The organism is Bacillus cereus group sp. BcHK124 (assembly GCF_027712065.1).
Classification (GTDB): Bacteria; Bacillota; Bacilli; order Bacillales; family Bacillaceae_G; genus Bacillus_A; species Bacillus_A pacificus.
Map to the genome: position 1 here is coordinate 185,517 of NZ_JAQFPJ010000002.1, position 18,326 is coordinate 203,842.

Consider the following 18,326-nt stretch of genomic DNA (forward strand, 5'->3'; position numbering starts at 1 on the left):
GCCCTCTTCTTACGATGCGCCCTCCCTCCTTCTCTCCAAAAATGTAATGCTCTCAATCACAACTTCCGTTATATATATTCTCTTTCCTTGATTATCCTCGTAATTCCTCGTATGAATACGTCCAGTAATTCCAACAAGTGAACCTTTCGTACAATATTCAGTTACATTCTCAGCTGACCTTCTCCATACGACGCAATTAATAAAATCTACTTGCTGCTCACCTAAGCTATTTCGAAAACCTCTATTCACCGCAACACATACTCGTGCATACGCGACGCCTTGCTTTGTGTAGTATAATTCTGGCTCCTTTGTCAATCTACCGATTAATACAACTCGATTCATCATAAGTTATACCACCTCTCATATTTTTCTTCATTGTAAAGAAAAATATATGAAGGGTAAAAAGCTTAAAATAATATACTTTATAATAAAAAATATATTTTTATACCTTATAAAAACTAAAAAGAAACCTTACATACTTTAAACATGTAAGGTTTCAAAAAATTATACTTCACTGCATGAAATGTAATATCCTCCGCGGGCCATCTTTACTTCCGCACGATATAATACTTCTTCTAAGTAGAAAGTTATCGGTTTTACTTTACTCTCAAATTTCAGTTGTTCATTACATTCAGCTGCATAACTTTCAATAGCTGAAGTAATAACTTCTCCCGATGGATACGTTAAAGCATCATCTAGTTCTATGAAAAAACTTTTAGAAAATAGTTTTTTCATAATCCCTTTCTTCTCTTTCATCATATTCCATCCCCTTCAATTTAAGGTTACCAACATCCATATTATACCACATCATCAATATATCTTTGAAAATAAAAAATCCTGCATTTTTCACGCAGGATTTTTTTATTAGTCATTTTTCGTAAAGTAAGAAACGAAACGAAGAATTTCTAAGTATAACCATACTAATGTAAGCATTAGTCCCATTGCAGTGTACCACTCCATATATTTCGGAGCTTGACTACGTACACCATTTTCGATTAAATCGAAATCTAGTAATAAGTTTAATGCAGCAACTACGATAACAACTGCACTAATAATAATACCGATCGTACCACCTTGGTGAATGTACGGAACAGTTACACCAAACATGTTTAGTAGAAATACGACTAAATACATAACCATAATTCCAAGTGTTGCTGCCATCACGCCTGTACGGAATTTATCCGTTACTTTTACTACGCGTGTTGCATATAACACTAACATCGCAAATAGAATTGAGATTGTTAGTAATACAGCATTTAAAACGATAGAATCTCCAAACTTCATTGTATAAACAGCTGAAATACTACCTAATACAACCCCTTCTACCGCCGCATAGATTGGTGCACCAAAAGGTGAAATACGCGGGAAGAACATAGACGCAAATGCGATGATTGCCGCAACGATTAAAGCGCCAATTAATACTGGCATCTTCATCGTACCCTCTATCATCTGTATGTATGAATAGACAGACGTTGCAAGTAGCAAGATAAGCATAATAAACGTTTTGCCTACTGTTCCGCCAATAGTCATCGCAGAAGCACTTGCTCCTTCTTTACGGAATGCCTCTTTTTTCAACATTGGATTAGATGTTCTCATTTTTTCCCTCCTAAAATAGGTTCTACCAATAGTGTAAAGTTTTTCTCTTTACTTTTCAATATATGCAGCTTGTTTTTATTTTAATCCTTCAACAATGTCGGATAGTTCACTCCATCTTTCCATCGTTTTTTCTAACTCTTCTTCTGTTTTTTGCTGTGCTTCAGACAATTCTTGCGCTTTCGTAAAATCAGAACCAACATTCGCAAGCTCTTCTCCAATTGATTCTAGCTTTTCTTCAAGTTCCGCAATTGTATCTTCAATTGTTTCCCATTCGCGCTGCTCGTTATATGAAAGTTTACGCTTACGTTGTTGTTTCGGTGCTTCTTCTACTACTTTTTTCTCTTTCTGTACTTCCGCTTTCTCAATAAGTTCTCTCGTTTTTTCCATTTCTAAGTAATCCGTATAACTACCTAGAAATTCGCGCACTTCTCCTTCTCCCGTAAAGATGAACAATTCATCTACTACTTTATCTAAGAAGTAACGGTCATGCGATACAGTTAAAACGACACCTGGGAAATCTTCTAAATAATCTTCCAACACCGTTAATGTTTGTGTATCTAGATCATTCGTAGGCTCATCTAGTAATAGTACGTTCGGTTCTCCCATTAATATACGTAATAAGTATAAACGTCTTCTTTCACCGCCAGATAATTTGCCAAGAGGTGTACCATGTGAATGCGGCGGGAATAAGAAACGTTCTAACATTTGAGACGCACCAATTACTTTTCCATCTGTCGTATGAATAACTTCCGCAATTTCTTTAATGTATTCAATCATACGTTGATTTAAATTCATTTCTTCATTTTCTTGCGTATAGTAAGCAATTTTTACTGTTTGTCCAACTTCAATTTCACCACTATCAGGAGATATTTTACCTGCAAGCATATTTAATAGTGAAGATTTCCCGCTTCCATTCGCTCCAATAATTCCGATACGATCGCCTGGTTTCACGATATGATTGAAGTTGTTTAATACTGTTTTATCGCCAAATTTTTTCGTTACATCTTTTAACTCAAGTACTTTTTTCCCAAGGCGACTACCGCTAAGCGCAATATCAACTGACTGTTTTGCAGCTGGACCTTCTTGACCTTTTAACTCTTCAAATCGTTGAATACGTGCCTTTTGCTTTGTCGAACGAGCTTTTGCACCACGGCGAATCCACGCTAGTTCACGGCGATATAAGTTTTGACGTTTTGATTCTTGCGCAAGTTCTTGTTCTTCCCGAAGTGCTTTCGCTTCTAAAAACGTACTGTAATTTCCTTCATAACTATACAATTTTCCATTATCTAATTCGAAAATACGATTCGTCACACGATCTAAGAAATAACGATCATGGGTTACAAGTAATACCGCACCTGTGTACCTTGCTAAATATTCCTCTAACCACTCAACTGTCTCATGGTCAAGATGGTTCGTAGGCTCATCTAAAATTAATAGATCCGGTGTTTCAATAAAACACTGCGCCATCGCAATACGTTTTTTCTGTCCACCAGATAAATTTCCAACAATTGCTGTGAAATCAGTAATTCCTAATTTCGTTAATAACGATTTTGCATTCGCATTTGCTTCCCACGCACTCATCGCATCCATACGTTGTTGCACTGCAAATAATTGTTCCTGTACCTTTTCATTACTTGGATCTTTTTCGATATGTAATAGCGCCTTTTCATAATCACGAAGAAGACGAATTAAAGGTGTATCACCATGGAAGACTTGCTCTAATACTGTTAATTGTTCATCAAACTCTGGTTGCTGTGATAAATAACTAATTGTATATCCACGTGAATGAGTCATATCACCTGTATCAGGAATTTCTGCCCCTGCAATAATTTTTAATAAAGTTGATTTACCAGTACCGTTTACACCGATAATTCCGGCACGTTGTCCTTCTGCAATACTAAATGATAATCCATCAAATAACGGTTTTTCTCCATATGATTTTGATAAGTTTTCCACAGTTAACATTTTCATATTTGTGCATTCCACTCTTTCATAAATTGTTCAATAAACTGTTCCATATAACGATGACGAACTTCCGCCTCTTGTTTTGCTGCATTCGTATTCATTAAGCCTTTTAGTTTTAAAAGTTTTTCATAAAAATGATTTAAAGATGGGTCATTATTTTTTCTATATTCATCTTTCGTCATCACTTCACGAGGAGGAATAGTTGGATCATACATTAATCTCCCTTTCGCCCCGCCATACGCAAATGTGCGAGCTATTCCAATTGCACCAAGAGCGTCTAAGCGATCTGCATCTTGAACAATCTTCCCTTCAATTGACTCCACTTTACCGCCATGACCACCTTTATAAGACATATTGGCGATAATATGAAGAACATGCTTACTTTCCTCTTCTTCAACATGTAACTCTTCTAACCAATCAGAAACTTTTTTCATTCCTGCTTCTTCACTTTCATTTAACTTCTCATCTGCCACATCGTGAAGTAATGCTGCCATTTCAATTATAAAACGATTTCCTCCTTCTTGCTCGAATAAAGAAATCGCCAGTTTATGTACGCGCTCAATATGATACCAATCATGCCCACTCGCATCTTTTTCTAAAATATGTTTTACAAAAGTAATTGTTTTTTCTATCTTTTCTTGTTTTGTCATTTTATCTTCACCCAGTTACTTATTGTAACACGCCCGCATTTTTTCATCACATATTTTCTTGTCCGCCCATACACTAGGTGGTAGGCATCATCATGAAGGAGGAATAAATATGTTCTATAATAATCAACCGCCTTACCCACAACAACCATTTTACCCTCAGGCGCAGGAACAAGAACAAAGATATACAGAACAATATGAAGAACAAGAGCAACAATATGAACAAAATCCATATGCAGCGCCACAAACTCAAGAACAACAATTTCAGCAAAATCCATATGACACACGTCCAAGTTACGAATATCCTCAAAATCCATATGCAGTACCACAAACTCAAGAGCAACAATTTCAACAAAATCCATATGTAGCACCGCAAACTCAAGAACAACAATTTCAACAAAATCCATATGTAGCAACACAAACTCAAGAACAACAGTTTCAACAAAACCCATACCCAACTCAGCCACAACAACCTCAATATCAACAACAAATGTATCAACCAAACTACGACGCACGTGTCTCACCACCTAAACCACCAACAGTAGATATTACACAACCACAAATTTTACCACCTGGACCAACATTAGATATTACACAGCCACAAATCTTACCACCTGGACCAATTACAGAACCAACGCAACAACAAATTCAACAAGTTGTCGGTACACAGTTCTTACCTTTAAAGAAACCTGTACTAGATTTCGTAAAACCTTGGGTAGATTACGGTTTAAATGAAGCAAAACATACATCACACAAACACGCTTTAACAGAAGTTGCTGCCATTATGTTTTTAGTTGGGAAAGGATTCAATCCGACGATTGCACATTATATTGTGGAATCTTGGGAGAAGAATGAGCAGTTTTAGAGGTTTTTATTCTTACAAAACTATAAAAGTGTCACAAATGCCTGGTTTATAGCATTTGTGACACTTTTTTGTTTGTTATGTTAAATGTCATTTCAATAGTGAATTACTGCAGTTACCTTTTCTTCCTAGGACCTATAATTAATTTAATCGCCGTTCTTTCTTGTTCATTAATCGTAACCTCTTGAAATGCTGGAACGAAGGCTAAATCGATACCACTTGGAGCAACAAATCCTCTTGCGATTGCTATTGCTTTAATCGCTTGATTTAAAGAACCAGCCCCAATCGCTTGAATTTCTACATTGCCACTTGTTCTTAGTACACCTGCTATTGCACCTGCAACTGAATTTGGGCTTGATTTTGAAGATACCTTTAATATATTTTCCATGTAAGTTGCTCCTTCTATAATTTAATCGTTCTTTCGTTACGGTTTAAAATATTTCAACGTATCTTTTACTATTATTCACACCAAAAGCAAACAATGCTACATATGTACATTCATTCGATACTTTTCGTCTTCTTCCTGCCCATCTACATAAATAAAAAGCGATAACTAAAGACTCTAATATACCAACATTCAAATCATAGAAATTCACTACTCGATAACATTAGTGCAACTGAAGATAATAATGTTTCCTTTTCAAGTGAAATTAATATAATAATCATTTCTCCTATACTTCAATCTATTAAGAACCTCGGCTCATTTTTCTAGCAATTCATTAACCTCCTTCAAAAAATTCACAAATAATATCCTAATACTATATTTCATTATTTGAGCACGTTATCTTCCAAATCTATTATCTTTTCTTCTATATAGTACAAGCATACAAACAAATTTCCTCCCATTTACATAAACTACTATGTGTCTTAAATCTATTAATAATAGGAGGTAATAGATTGAATCCTCACTTTCATTCTTCAAAATCGTTTAAAAGATGTTCCTGCCCCTGTCCCCCCAGCTCACACAAACCATCCGGTCCAGCTTATGGGGCTTTTTGGCAAACTGAATTTATAACTGTTTCTTTTGGCGATCCTTTTCCATTTAATCACTTCGGCCCTATAGCAGGAGGAGTTTCCTTACTAAATCCTACTACTATACAATTTAGTCAAGCTGGTGATTATAGAGTTTCTTTCATTTCAACTATTAACACTACTTTAAATCCTGTATTTCCACATATTCCAGTCATGACTATATTCTTAAATAACAATCCCCTTGCTAATAGCCAAGGAGATTTCGCAATTCAAATGACTAATTCAGCAAATAACGAATGTCTTCAACTCGTTGGTGAAACAATTGTTACGGTACCAGAAAATTCTACCATTCAACTTAGAAATAACAGCGGTTTTAATAAGCAAAAAATTGTAACTTGTGATAATGGTATAAATTCACTTGAATTAACTGTAACAAAATTAAGTAAATAAAAAGCCGCCTTAGATTAAGATGCTAGCTCAGCATCTTTTTTTAATAACTAATCCTCTTCTTCAATTTCTAGTCTCTCTTATAGAACATAAACGCCCACTGAATATTATCCCGCAAATAGCGGGATAATATTCAAAAAAGTGCAGAAATCTTTCTAACACAAGATTTCTACACTTTTATATTAATATCTATTCGTCCTTACTTCTCCACATAAACCGACTTAACAATTGTACGATTATAAGGCAGTCCTTCTTTATTCATCCCTTTTATATCCATCGTAACGTTATATACTCCTGGTTGCTTTATGTCCTTCAAAGCACCAGTAAATGTATTGTTATTAACATTTTGCAATTCATTAAATTCAGAGACTAGTTTCCCTTCTTCATTCACAACTCTTACTGTTATGGAAAGATCCCCTTTCATTTCAGGTGCTACAGGTGATTTTTTCAGTTTATACTCAGGTTTATTTACTTTAACTTTGGTAGGCATTTGAAGAACAAATGGTGCGTCATTCTTGTAATCGCTTATAACTAGATATGCATCTTTCGACTGCTTCGCCATCATTTTAACTTTCCATTCTCCTACATCCATTTTATCAAATTTAAATGTTCTAATTGTTGCACCACCAAAGAAAGATTCTTCTTCACCAGTAGTTATAACGCTATCCTTATTTGTATACATTTTTCCTTTTGGTGATATCATTTGTACTTCTACATTAGACGAAGCAGTTAATATAGAAACGATTCCTTCTGACTTTTTATCAACTGTAACAGTTTGCTCTATCCACTGATTTTGTGGCAATTCTCCGCCTAAAATGTTTTGGTTTGAAGTTGTATTTAATTGTTCTATGTTTTCATTTGAACTAGTGCTGGATGCTACTAAAGCTGGTACGGCTACATTTGATGTACGTAAATATGGTTCAATTCGTGAGAACACAGCAGATCCTTTTCGTATATTATCATGATCAAATCTGGAATCTGTAAATAAATGAGTTCCATACGGCAACTTAGCACTCCACTCATTTACTAGTCCATCATTTGAACCGTATGATGACAAATATAATCCGCCCATGGATAACGCCGAGAATACAGGGCCCCAACTAGTTCCCGTAACTGTATAATAACGGTTTAATTTAGCTGCTGGATTATTATCAATCGTTGAACGAAATTTTGCCATTTCGCCCATTTGTAATGAGTACGTACCATCATCTTTTTGACCTAATATAGAGGCAAGCCATCCCGCCCACCAACTATATGATAAATCAGCTAAGTTTGATCCATGATGTGGTGTCGCAAGCGTAATAACATTTCCGACAAATCGATTTGCACCATATCCTACTAATGCAGCCTGTGTATCGATACCGCCTTTACTATGTGCTACAATATTAACTTTTTTACCGAAATGATTATATATTTCTTCTAATTTTTGTGCTAACAATTTTCCGTTGTCCCACTGACTAGCTGATCCTTTTCCAGCAGCATCATATAATTGTATAAATACTGTTTGATAGCCTGCTTTCAAAGCATAGTCATACATATCATTTATATCGTGATACACTGTCTTTCCATACCAACTATCAGCATTCCCATTCCTTCCTTGTACAAAAAGAATTGGAGGTTTATTCTCATCATAATTTGCAGGTTTTTGCCCTAAAAACCAATCTCCAGGTGTAAAGACTTCTTGATCTGGAAAGCCTGTTTTAAGCTCTTTTACAACTTCTGCTCGTACATTTGTGCTAATCATTGGAACCATGATAAAAAATACAATTAGTAAGGCAACACATCTTCTCATCAATCGCATGTTACTCCCCCCACTTTTTTTGAAAGAAGGTGCTCTTTGTAATTTTTTATCTTCTTTCTTAATACTAGATAATCTTTTTACTTTAACAAAATCTTGTCCCTATTCTCAAGAGATTACTAGTACCCCTTCTTCCTTAACACACGTTATTCTCTTTGTTTCTATCTCTTCCTTTTGAGAGAACACTATAAAAAAGTTTCTCAATAATTGTTAACCGTACTAAATCCAAATATCTCTTAATCATCATTGTCTATATAAAGTATACAAATCTTGAAAAAACTTTAGAAAAATAACACTTTATTACTACCTAGTTATAAAAAAAGAGGAATGAAGATATGTACTTTTATTTAATTTAATACAAAACAAACGAATAGAAGCTTATGCTGTAAGACTTTCCTACGCCGAAAGATTAAACTGAAATTTCTAAATAGATAATAAGGTTTTCAGAAACATATATTATGATAATTTTCGCAGACTTGAATTAAACTTTTAGAAGTACTAACCTAGCGGTGAGCAGAAGAAAATTCTGTAAAAAGAAAGGAGAATGCTTTATGTTGACCAATTTACAAAAGGAGTTTTTTAAACGACTAAAAATTCCTGTAAAAGAAGTAACATTTGATGATTTAAATGAAATCCTCTTAAAGATGGGCTTGATTCTTCCCTATGAAAATCTCGATATTATGGCTGGTACGATTAAAGATATCTCAAAAAAGAACTTAGTAGAAAAATTACTTATTCAAAAACGAGGCGGTCTTTGTTATGAATTAAACTCCTTATTGTATTACTTTTTAATGGATTGTGGGTTTCAAGTATATAAAGTAGCTGGTACTGTTTATGATCTTTACGATAATAAATGGAAACCCGATGATGGTCATGTCATTATCATATTAAATCATAATAATAAAGATTATGTTATAGACGCGGGTTTTGCATCTCATCTACCTTTACATCCAGTCCCCTTTACCGGAGAAGTCATCTCTTCTCAAACGGGAGAATATCGAATTCGCAAACAAATGACCCGAAAAGGTACACACATTTTAGAAATGAGAAAAGGAGCTAACGGGGAATCTACAAATTTCTTGCAATCTGAACCTTCAGATGAATGGAAAATAGGCTATGCCTTTACTTTAGATTCAATAGATGAGAAAAAGGTGAATAACATTCAAAAAGTGATTGTGGAACATAAAGAATCTCCTTTTAATAAAGGGGCTATTACTTGTAAATTAACTGATTATGGGCACGTATCATTAACAAATAAAAATTATACAGAAACCTTTAAAGGCATCAAAAATAAACGACCAATAGAATCAAAAGATTATGCTCGCATTCTTCATGAATCTTTCGGAATAACACAAGAAAAATATGTAGGAAAAACACTAGAAAGAGGCTAGTTGACTAGAATTATTTCATAATAAAGCAGATTCCATATTTAGAATCTGCTTTATTTTATATTTTGTTATAAAGGAATTTATTTTTGCTGGTACCCTTTAATTTTCAATGATATACTCATCATCATATTTATCATATTGGAGGCCTGATCCTATTTTTGATTCCGTAACTTGATCTCTTAAAAACGGTGCAGCTTCCATTTTGCTAGTTGCAATTTCAATTCCATATTTTTTCGTTAAATGGGCTAATTCTATTAAAAACCACTCTCTTCGTAATGTGACTGGAATATCAAATGTTCTTCTTTTCATATATAATAGCACCTCTTTAATTTTCATAACTTAAAAAACATTATAGTATATGCATGTCCATTCTAAATGTGCTATTACTAAAATAACATTTTAGTTTACATAAAATAATTATGTATTAGTAGAAAGAGGCTTGTCCTCCTCTTTCTACTGTAGAGATTTAAATTAAGAACATCTTGGTACACCTAAAGCTAAGAATAAACCTGCTACTCCCGCAGTAATCGGTACTTTTAACGTAATTACATCGTCTACCTTCGTTACTAAAAAGTAAGCATTACCTTCTTGTAATATACAATTCACTAACAATTGAAATTCCATTCAAATCCCCTCCTTTCAATCGATATATTATACTTTATGAATTTTGTTTAAAAACGTAATAGGAAATATATCTATTTTCCTTATATACGAAATAAATGTTTATAAGTCTATTAAAAATACTAATTTTCTAAATTTATATAAATCGTGTACTATCCAATGAATTCCTATATAATCAATAGTGAAAATCTTACAAATGGAGGTATAAAAATGACGATTTTGAGTAATATTGGTGCAGCTTTATTTTTTATTGCTTTTATTCTTTTCATTCTATGTATCATCTCGTTTTTCAAGAAAAATGGAAAAGCAAAACAATATGGTCGTCCTGCCGTTATTCTTTTTATGATTTCAATTCTCTTAACAGGAATAGGCACTACAAAATCTGAACACCCAGTCATCGATTTTTTTGCTACTTTAAGTTTAATTTTATTTATTTTTTTCCTTGTTCTAGCAATCTTATCCGTAATTAAAAAGACAGGTGTAGCAAAAAAACAATTTATTATCACTGCTATTTTATTTGTCATTTTTGGTGCGTTATCAAGCATTTCAAACCCTACTTCTGAAAAAACAGCAGCAACTAGTAAAAAAGTTACTTCTAACAATGCAGAAGAAAAAGAGAGCGAGAAGAAAAAAGAACTAGAAAAGAAAGAAGCGGACGAAAAAACTCAAAAACAAGAAGATGAGAAGCATCAAGCTGAAGAACAAACTCGTAAGCAAGAGGATGAAAAACGTCAAGCCGAGGAACAAGCTCGTAAGCAAGAAGATGAAAAACGTCTCGCTGATGAGCAAGCTCGTAAACAACAAGAAGAACAAAAGCGCCAAGCTGATGAGCAAGCTCGTAAACAACAAGAAGAGCAAAAACGCCTCGCTGATGAGCAAGCTCGTAAACAACAAGAAGAGCAAAAACGCCAAGCTGATGAACAAGCTCGCAAACAACAAGAAGAGCAAAAACGCCAAGCTGATGAACAAGCTCGCAAACAACAAGAGGAACAGAAAAAAGCACAGCAAACTCAAACACAACCTGCTTCAGGAAATACTAGTAGTGCATATTACAAAAATTGTGCTGCAGTTAGAGCTGCTGGGAAAGCTCCCCTATATAAAGGACAACCAGGTTATGCCTCACATCTTGATCGTGATGGCGATGGAGTTGCATGTGAAAAATAGTAGTAAAAAAGAAGCTTCTAGTAAGCTTCTTTTTTACTATTACGTATAGTAGCAATGCGCATGTCCTACTTTTATTCACGCTTCATCATCCTCTCAATCCAAATAACTACATTTCCTATTCGCTTCTCTTTTCACATTAAACTACAAATCATTATTTACCATATTGCCCTAAGTTACGGAAACAATTATACTAGATGTAATCAGAGTAAATAATCTGAATATTCTTAGAATTAAAGTTGAAATCTTTACTGCCCTCAATTAGATGGATACATTCTATTTTCCACTAAATAGATTAGAAAACGATAATAACACATTAGGAGGATTACGATGCACCAGCTTGATTCATTACATCCCATTATAGAAAAAATAATTAACAATATTGAAAAGTTAATGGTCGGAAAGCGAAAAGAAACACTATTAGCTTTAACAGCTCTCTTAGCTGAAGGTCATGTACTATTAGAAGATGTTCCTGGCGTTGGGAAAACGATGTTAGTACGTGCTCTTTCTAAATCTATTGATGCTGATTACAAACGTATTCAATTTACACCTGATTTACTTCCATCAGATGTAACAGGTGTTTCTATTTACAATCCGAAAGAGCTCCAATTTGAGTTCAAGCCTGGACCAATCATGGGGAATTTTATACTTGCTGATGAAATTAATCGTACATCTCCCAAAACACAATCCGCCTTACTTGAAAGTATGGAAGAAGGCAATATTACAATTGATGGTATGACAAGACCGTTACCCAAGCCATTCTTTGTAATGGCTACACAAAATCCTGTTGAATATGAGGGAACATATCCTTTACCAGAAGCACAGCTCGATCGTTTCTTGTTGAAACTAAAAATGGGATATCCTACACAAGAAGAAGAATTTGAAATTTTAAACCGGATGGAAAAAACAACCCCCCTCTCCCATTTACAAGCTATTACTACAATAGAAGAATTACTTTATTTGCAACAAAGCGTCCGGGAAATAAGCATGGACAAAGCCATTAAGCATTACATTGTAAAGCTTGTTAGTCAAACTCGGTCTTATAGTTCTATACAACTAGGTGCAAGTCCGCGTGGCTCGATTGCTTTAATGAAAGCTTCACAAGCTTATGCATTTATCCATGGCAGAAATTATGTTATTCCAGACGATGTTAAATTTTTAGCTCCTTACGTGTTGGCTCACAGACTCATTTTAAAAATGGAAGCAAAATTTGAAGGAATAACAGGAGAACAAGTTATCGCAAAAATCGTTGCACGAACTACCGTGCCTACCCAAAGGAAGATGAACCTTTGATGAAAAGGATTCTACGAGTACTCTATCATTTTACTAAGTTATCATTCATTCCGTTATGCCTAGTCTTAACATTTTTATACGCTATGCTTCAAGGAGGATTTGTAAGTTGGTTTTTGTTTTACAGTACAATTCCTATTGGCCTTTATTCACTATTACTCCCCTTCTATGCTTTGCGGAACGCTGAAGTAATACGAATAACAAATCAAGACGAATATGCAGCAGGAGAACCTTTTTTAAGCACCATTACAATAAAAAGAAGATTTTCTTTTCCATTACTTTACTTAATTATAGAAGATGAATTACCATCACAATTTACAAAGTGTAAACAAACGAAGATGAATAAAGTAATACTTTTTCCAGGATTGAAGCGAAATATTTCGTTTCAATATGCAATCGACACAATCCCTAGAGGAGAGCATACTTTTTCAAGCGTACGTGTCAAAACTGGCGATTTATTCGGTATGATGGAGAAAGAAGTAATTTTTTCAGTTCCAGATACATTTTTAGTCTACCCTCAGTATGTAGATATAACATATCGACAAATGGAAAATCATTTCGAACAAGGAGCACTTTCAGCAAATATAAATTTAGTAAAAGACTCTACCATTTCTGTCGGTGTGAGAGACTATAAACCTGGTGACCGCTTTTCATGGATTGATTGGAAAGCAACTGCACGAACAAACAACATTATGACAAAAGAGTTTGAACAACAGCGCAGCCATAATATTATGATATTCATGGACAGAACCCCGTCCCCTCTATTCGAATCAGTCGTCACATTTACTGCCTCTATTGTCAGATCTGTTTTGAAGCAAAATTCACCGGCGTCATTCGTATCTGTCGGAAAAGAACGAACCTTTTTCCCTTTAGACAATGGAGATAGTCAGTTACATCAAATCTTTTGTCATTTAGCGAAAGTACAAGCGGACAGTGTATTCCCGCTCTCCCAAAGTGTAGAAATGGAATTAAGAAAAGTTTATGAACCCGTAACGATTATACTCGTGACAAGTGATCTTTCTCCCGATATTCAAAAGGCAGCTGACTATGCTGCTATAAAAAATAGAAAATTAATGGTGTTTGTCGTAAAAGAAAAAGCAAATCAACTATCACATCGAGAACTTAGTATTCTAGAAACTCTACAAAAACGAAAAATATTTGTAAATGTGGTTTATGGAAACCAGTATACAAACGTGTTTTTTGAGGTGAGCAAATGATAACATTACAGACAAAAAAACAATGGGATATGACTAGATTTTTCATGCATGCATGCGCATTTCTACTTTTACTAGAATGGCTAAGGCCCCTCATCGGTATTACAAACGTAGGTAGATTAGATATTTTTGTAATATTTATAGGGATTTGCTTCACTCTCTCTTTTTTTCAAACAAAGTGGCAGATTCCAATAAAAGTCTTCACGATTTTATTCACCATTCATTTCTTATACTATAAAAATGCTTTTATAAATCCATCTTGGTTAACAAAATTTTTTAATGATATTTCTCAAAATTCCTCTCTGTTATTTCAAGGGAATTTGCTAGATATTTCTCCAGTTTTTCCAACACTTTTATTTTTTTTATCATTTTGGTTTTTGAGTGCTTTCATCTCCTTTTGGATGATTCATAAAAAACGTGGGTTGTTATTTCTTATATTGACTATTATTTATATCACCGTTTTTCATAACTTACATGTATACAATGCAAACTACGCTATTATTCGTACTGTTGTCATCGGCTTTTTTATGCTTAGTCTTCTTCGCATAGAACGAATAAAAGAGAGTGAACACTTACAAAATTATGCTAGAGAAATCTCCAAATTACTTAGACCTCTTACATTATTTATTATATTGTCAGCAACCATCGCATACTTTGCTCCAAAATTTGGCCCTCAATGGCCAAACCCAATGGATTTTTTACAATTCAACACATCCGAAGCAAGTAAAAAACAAGAAGTTTCTAAAATTGGATATGGTTTAGATGACTCGCGATTAGGTGGTCCTTTTAAAGCAGATCCTACAATTGTTTTTACAGCAGCAACACAAAACAAACAATATTGGAGAGTCGAAACGAAAGATTTTTATACCGGAAAAGGCTGGGAAGTTTCTGAAAATCAAAAGAAGGTTTCTTTTAAAAATAAAAATGACGTCGTGAGTTGGTACGAACAAAATACAAAAACGGAGACAACAAAGGCAACAATCAACATGCAAAAAAGTTATCCTCACCTTACCTATCCAGCAGGGTTAATATCAGTTGAGGCTTCTTCAGATGTATCATACAGCGTTGACCCATTTTCTGAAAAAATCTATACGATGGATGGAGATTCTTCTACTACTTTACATTCATATAAAGTAACGTATGAGGTCCCGGAGTTTTCCATAGAAAACTTAAAAGCTGTAAAAACGAATGAAGGTCAAGAATCAAATCCTTATTTCATGACAAAGTACACGCAACTTCCAGAAGCATTACCGCAGCGAGTAAGAGACTTAGCTAGTAGTCTAACAAAGGATAAAGACACCCGATACGATAAAGTATTAGCTATTGAAAACTATTTCACCGACCATTCTTTTGTATATGAAACAACGAATGTCTCATTCCCTGCCCAAAACCAAGATTATGTAGATCAATTTCTTTTCGATACAAAAAGCGGCTACTGTAATAATTTCTCGACATCTATGATCGTGTTACTTCGTTCTGCCGGGATTCCAGCTCGCTGGGTAAAAGGTTATACAGAAGGAACTCTTGACAATACGCTGGTGGGTGCTGAAGGTGAGGATGTTTATAAAGTCGCGAACGATAACGCACACTCTTGGGTCGAAGTATATTTCCCAGAATACGGATGGATTCCATTCGAACCGACAAAAGGATTTACGAATCCCTATAATTTTATAAATAATACTCCTGCTCCTACTCTACAAAATAGCGAAGAAACTAATTCTCAAAACGCGCAAATGCACGAAAGAAACAATGAAGCAAAGCTTAAAAGTTTAATAGAAGATACTGAAGAAACTCCTACTAAAAAAATTACAAATGCTAAAAATAAATTTTCTTGGTGGTACGTATTCCTTTCTACGATACCAATTAGTATCATCGGCTACACTCTCTTCGCTACTAGAATGAAATGGATTACATTTTTTATCATTCTTTTCTATAAATATCGAAAAGATGATGCTGTTTATACAAAAGCTTACGATTCTCTCCTAAAACAATTTGCACGAATTGGTATACGACGAGACGAGAGTCAAACATTCCGAGAATATGCTCTCCATGTTGATACACTTTACAACTCGACGGATATGCAACAACTTACTTTCAATTATGAGAGTGCTATATATCAAAAAGGACAAGCCGCAGCAGAATGGAAAAAATCCGTACACTTATGGGAAGTACTTATGAAAAAAGCAACTTCTCCGCCTAAATCAAATGACTTCCATTCAGCCATTTAATCTTGGTAATGTGAATGTAAAGAAAACGCCTCAAAGAACAAAGTAGTTCTTTGAGGCATTTTTTAATTAAGTGAAACTCCTAGTTATTCCCCAAGTACCTTCTCAATCTCAACCTCTAAATCAACCGGCTTCGTTTGCGGCGCAAAACGCCCTACTACTTTTCCGTCTTTTCCAATTAGAAATTTTGTAAAGTTCCATTTTACTGCTTTCATACCGAGTAAACCTGGTGCTTGTTCTGTCATGTATGTATACAGCGGATGAGCTTTATCACCTTTCACATCAATTTTTGCAAACATCGGGAAATTCACACCATAGTTTAACTCACAAAAACTAGTAATATCTGCTTCTGTACCTGGTTCTTGTCCTCCGAATTGGTTACAAGGGAAACCGAGTATTTCTAGCCCTTGTTCTTTATATTTATCATATACTTCTTGTAATCCTTTATACTGTGGTGTAAACCCGCATTTACTAGCTACATTTACAATAAGAAGCGCTTTTCCTTCGTAATCTTTTAACGATTTTTCTTCCCCTGTTATCGTTTTAGCTGAAAAATCATAAACTGTCATTATCCTTGCCCCTCTCTTCACTATCATTCTATGTTTATACTATACTACATTCGTGAATATACAGCTCTTATTACGTACTTACAACCAGAAATGATAGCGCTTTACTTTTGTTCGAAAATTCGACACAAACTACTAGACTTTTAAGATGTAAAGTTTTACAATTAAATTGTGAACAAAATGTGACAGTTTATATTCTATTATTATAGAAAAGGATGGTGTTCGATATGAAAACTGCACAACATGAAACGATTTCAAATCGCGAGTTTTATTTCGTACTATATATGATGTTATTGTATGTGATTGGCTGGGTAATCGATGTAAATGGTTTATTTTTAAGCTCCTACTTTAATTTAGCAGGAGAAATTATGCTTCCATTAGTTGGCGGCATTGTTGGGCTGTTCGTTATGTCTATCAATAAACAACAAAAGCAATAATTACAATACAAAAAGGCAGAAAACGAGGCTTTCGTTTTCTGCCTTTTTGTATTTTTAACGTATAATAGTTACATACCGTATATAAGGAGTGATAAAGATGAAAAAAGTAGAGCAATTATCTTCTCACCTATATCTTATTGATGATTTCGATTTACAACATAATGAACGAACTGGTACGTACGTTTTATTAGGTGACGATATTACTTTAATTGAAACTTGTGCAGCCCCTTCTCTTCCGTATATTTTAGATGGCTTACAACAATTACATATTGACTTAAACGATGTAAAAAACATTATCGTTACACACGTTCATTTAGATCACGCCGGTGCAGCTGGTTTAATGATGAAACAGTGTCCAAATGCTACTTTATATGTACATTCTCGTGGTGCTCGTCATATGATTGATCCAACAAAACTCATTTTAGGCGCAAAAGCTGTGTACAAAGAAGATTTCGATAAACTTTTCGATCCCATTCTTCCTATAGAAGAAGAACGTGTTCGTATTGTACAAAATGGTGATACGTTAAAAATTGCAGAAGACCGTACACTTACATTTTACGATACACCAGGACATGCGAAGCACCATATTAGCATTCACGATTCATTAACAAATGGTATTTTCACTGGCGATACAATTGGAATTTATTATAGAGAACTTGCAGACCTTGGTGTAGAACTATATTTACCATCAACGTCCCCTTCACAATTCCAACCAGATGCGATGATTGCTTCTAAAAATCATATTCAAAGTATGAATGTAGATACTATTTATTTCGGCCATTACGGCGCATCATCCAATGTTACAGAAGTATATAAGCAACTAGAACATTGGTTACCTATTTTCGTTCATACTGGTAAAGAGGTCTTTGAAAAATATAATGATTTCGATGAGGCTACTAAAGCTTTGCAAACTGTATTAATGGATAAGGTCTCTTCTCACCTTACAAAGTTAAACGTTCCATCAGATCATTCCGTTTATAACATTTTACATCTAGATATAGAAATTAGTGCGATGGGCATTATAGATTATTTCACGAAGCAAGAAAAAGCAAACGCCACTATTAAATAACCGTAAAAGAAGAGATATACAGCAGTAGTTATTGTATATCCCTTCTTTTTTTGAATATATTTTGAGTA

The 18,326-nt window shown here is 34.5% G+C and carries 19 protein-coding genes; 9 read left to right on the forward strand and 10 right to left on the reverse strand.

What is annotated here, in order from left to right; translation table 11 throughout:
• Positions 1-9: 9 nt before the first annotated feature.
• From PDK19_RS06000 to PDK19_RS06020, 5 genes are all read right to left on the reverse strand, one after another.
• Positions 10-345: a single-stranded DNA-binding protein gene (locus PDK19_RS06000; RefSeq protein ID WP_000982033.1), complete on the reverse strand. Its 336-nt coding sequence runs from the start codon at positions 343-345 to the stop codon at positions 10-12.
• A 159-nt stretch (positions 346-504) separates the two neighbouring features.
• Positions 505-759 (reverse strand): DUF4318 domain-containing protein, encoded by a 255-nt coding sequence (locus PDK19_RS06005; RefSeq protein ID WP_000975124.1) that lies wholly within the window; start codon positions 757-759, stop codon positions 505-507.
• Positions 760-864: 105 nt separating this feature from the next.
• Positions 865-1,596, reverse strand: coding sequence for a Bax inhibitor-1/YccA family protein (locus tag PDK19_RS06010; protein ID WP_001260642.1), 732 nt, complete (start codon positions 1,594-1,596; stop codon positions 865-867).
• Between the two features lie 75 nt (positions 1,597-1,671).
• The gene (locus PDK19_RS06015; RefSeq protein WP_014893791.1) at positions 1,672-3,567 is read right to left on the reverse strand and encodes an ABC-F family ATP-binding cassette domain-containing protein; all 1,896 of its coding nucleotides are present in this window, start codon (positions 3,565-3,567) and stop codon (positions 1,672-1,674) included.
• Positions 3,564-4,211 carry an HD domain-containing protein gene (locus tag PDK19_RS06020; protein ID WP_000165935.1) on the reverse strand — a complete coding sequence of 216 codons (648 nt, stop codon included), beginning with the start codon at positions 4,209-4,211 and terminating at the stop codon, positions 3,564-3,566. Before PDK19_RS06020 ends, PDK19_RS06015 begins: the two co-directional genes overlap by 4 nt.
• Positions 4,212-4,320: 109 nt before the next feature.
• On the opposite strand from PDK19_RS06020, the gene PDK19_RS06025 reads away from it, so the two are divergent.
• The gene (locus tag PDK19_RS06025) at positions 4,321-5,073 is read left to right on the forward strand and encodes a hypothetical protein (protein WP_000499662.1); all 753 of its coding nucleotides are present in this window, start codon (positions 4,321-4,323) and stop codon (positions 5,071-5,073) included.
• A gap of 112 nt (positions 5,074-5,185) precedes the next feature.
• Here PDK19_RS06025 and spoVS read toward each other — a convergent pair whose 3' ends face one another.
• A complete protein-coding gene (gene spoVS, locus PDK19_RS06030; protein WP_000427805.1) occupies positions 5,186-5,458 on the reverse strand; it encodes a stage V sporulation protein SpoVS in 273 nt (90 codons plus the stop codon).
• A gap of 509 nt (positions 5,459-5,967) precedes the next feature.
• Here spoVS and PDK19_RS06035 point away from each other — a divergent pair.
• A complete protein-coding gene (locus PDK19_RS06035; protein ID WP_001068075.1) occupies positions 5,968-6,492 on the forward strand; it encodes a hypothetical protein in 525 nt (174 codons plus the stop codon).
• A 196-nt stretch (positions 6,493-6,688) separates the two neighbouring features.
• Here PDK19_RS06035 and PDK19_RS06040 read toward each other — a convergent pair whose 3' ends face one another.
• Positions 6,689-8,290 carry an esterase/lipase family protein gene (locus PDK19_RS06040; protein WP_014893792.1) on the reverse strand — a complete coding sequence of 534 codons (1,602 nt, stop codon included), beginning with the start codon at positions 8,288-8,290 and terminating at the stop codon, positions 6,689-6,691.
• A 548-nt stretch (positions 8,291-8,838) separates the two neighbouring features.
• Here PDK19_RS06040 and PDK19_RS06045 point away from each other — a divergent pair.
• Entirely contained in the window at positions 8,839-9,678 is an 840-nt protein-coding gene (locus tag PDK19_RS06045) for an arylamine N-acetyltransferase family protein (protein WP_074568379.1), read from the forward strand.
• A gap of 96 nt (positions 9,679-9,774) precedes the next feature.
• Here the strand turns inward: PDK19_RS06045 and PDK19_RS06050 are convergent, their stop codons facing one another.
• Positions 9,775-9,984: a hypothetical protein gene (locus tag PDK19_RS06050; protein ID WP_000830253.1), complete on the reverse strand. Its 210-nt coding sequence runs from the start codon at positions 9,982-9,984 to the stop codon at positions 9,775-9,777.
• 162 nt (positions 9,985-10,146) lie between these two features.
• A complete protein-coding gene (gene exsG, locus PDK19_RS06055) occupies positions 10,147-10,299 on the reverse strand; it encodes an exosporium protein ExsG (RefSeq protein WP_000395674.1) in 153 nt (50 codons plus the stop codon).
• 207 nt (positions 10,300-10,506) lie between these two features.
• Here exsG and PDK19_RS06060 point away from each other — a divergent pair, with 207 nt between their 5' ends.
• The 4 genes from PDK19_RS06060 (at position 10,507) to PDK19_RS06075 (ending at position 16,189) form a co-directional block, all read left to right on the forward strand.
• Positions 10,507-11,460 carry an excalibur calcium-binding domain-containing protein gene (locus PDK19_RS06060; RefSeq protein ID WP_270706740.1) on the forward strand — a complete coding sequence of 318 codons (954 nt, stop codon included), beginning with the start codon at positions 10,507-10,509 and terminating at the stop codon, positions 11,458-11,460.
• 327 nt (positions 11,461-11,787) lie between these two features.
• Positions 11,788-12,750 (forward strand): AAA family ATPase, encoded by a 963-nt coding sequence (locus PDK19_RS06065; RefSeq protein ID WP_000553999.1) that lies wholly within the window; start codon positions 11,788-11,790, stop codon positions 12,748-12,750.
• Entirely contained in the window at positions 12,750-13,964 is a 1,215-nt protein-coding gene (locus tag PDK19_RS06070) for a DUF58 domain-containing protein (protein ID WP_270706804.1), read from the forward strand. The genes PDK19_RS06065 and PDK19_RS06070 overlap by 1 nt, the downstream gene beginning before the upstream one ends.
• Entirely contained in the window at positions 13,961-16,189 is a 2,229-nt protein-coding gene (locus tag PDK19_RS06075; protein ID WP_270706742.1) for a transglutaminase TgpA family protein, read from the forward strand. Before PDK19_RS06070 ends, PDK19_RS06075 begins: the two co-directional genes overlap by 4 nt.
• A gap of 83 nt (positions 16,190-16,272) precedes the next feature.
• Here the strand turns inward: PDK19_RS06075 and bsaA are convergent, their stop codons facing one another.
• Complete coding sequence (gene bsaA, locus PDK19_RS06080) at positions 16,273-16,755, reverse strand: glutathione peroxidase (protein ID WP_000219435.1); 483 nt, start codon at positions 16,753-16,755, stop codon at positions 16,273-16,275.
• Between the two features lie 224 nt (positions 16,756-16,979).
• Between bsaA and PDK19_RS06085 the strand changes: the two genes are divergently transcribed.
• Together PDK19_RS06085 and PDK19_RS06090 are read left to right on the forward strand one after the other, a co-directional pair.
• On the forward strand, positions 16,980-17,189 hold the full coding sequence (locus PDK19_RS06085; protein ID WP_000844977.1) for a DUF3925 family protein: 210 nt from the start codon (positions 16,980-16,982) through the stop codon (positions 17,187-17,189).
• A 97-nt stretch (positions 17,190-17,286) separates the two neighbouring features.
• A complete protein-coding gene (locus tag PDK19_RS06090) occupies positions 17,287-18,258 on the forward strand; it encodes an MBL fold metallo-hydrolase (RefSeq protein ID WP_049113300.1) in 972 nt (323 codons plus the stop codon).
• The last annotated feature ends 68 nt before the right edge of the window (positions 18,259-18,326 follow it).